Origin of the sequence: Rothia sp. HMSC073B08 (assembly GCF_001812975.1) — a bacterium.
Classification (GTDB): Bacteria; Actinomycetota; Actinomycetes; order Actinomycetales; family Micrococcaceae; genus Rothia; species Rothia mucilaginosa.
The window spans coordinates 1-771 of record NZ_KV811062.1 but is presented as its reverse complement, the minus strand read 5'-3'; the positions used below and the strand labels follow the sequence as shown (position 1 = coordinate 771).

At 46.2% G+C, this 771-nt stretch carries 2 protein-coding genes; one reads left to right on the top strand and one right to left on the bottom strand.

All coding sequences use genetic code 11. The features are described from left to right. Positions 1-468 (top strand): DUF6318 family protein (locus tag HMPREF2884_RS03880; protein WP_070615791.1); only part of this gene is annotated, 468 nt, incomplete at its 5' end. Here HMPREF2884_RS03880 and HMPREF2884_RS09110 read toward each other — a convergent pair. Further along, a partial coding sequence (locus HMPREF2884_RS09110) for a hypothetical protein (RefSeq protein ID WP_210398937.1) occupies positions 449-771 on the bottom strand: 323 nt, incomplete at its 5' end. The two genes, HMPREF2884_RS03880 and HMPREF2884_RS09110, sit on opposite strands and share 20 nt — an antisense overlap.

The window sequence follows — 771 nt, the reverse complement described above, 5'->3', positions numbered from 1 at the left end:
AAGGCCGACTGGCAGGGACCTGCACAGAATGTGCCCAAGCCTCCGGCACCCGAAGAGGGTTACCGCGAGAAGTCTATCTCTGGTTTGGAGAAGACAATTCGAGCTTGGGTTCTTCATGGAAACTACTCAATCCAGACTGGCGATTATTCCGTCACTAATACGTTTATTAGCCCTTCTTTCAAGGAAGAACTTGATTTTGCGGACAGGATGACTGCTCTGTACGAAAAGGGTGGCTGGGTCATTGACGGAACTCATAATTTTGTAGCTAATGGTGCACCGTGGTCTGAAGATGGTGATGCCTATATTTGGCGCGCATATAGGGAATGGAAGCGCGTCATGTATGTTCAGCCTGACGGTAGTTGGGAAAGCTTTGATAATAAAAAGGGCGCGAACAATATGTGGGACATTAAATTACGCCATAACGGAAAGACCTGGCTAATTGAATCAACTAATTTGGTGGAAGAGTAAATATGAGGTCCACTAATAAAATCATCGCATTAGCTTTAATTGCAACACTTGCCAATTCTACATACGCATTCAGCGTTGAAGGTGAGTTTGCATCATATTCTGAGTGCAGAGCCAACAATCCAAATTCGGTACAGGTCTGTGAGAAGATTTTCATACATCCAGACGCCAGCTCTTCTTCAAAAACATCGACGCATGGGAACGGTGAGAATTCTTCTGGCGGAAGTACCGTACGCGCTTCAAAGGACACGGCTCCCATTGAGGAAGCGAAAGTCCAAGTCCACGAATGGGAAAAGAGCCACAACC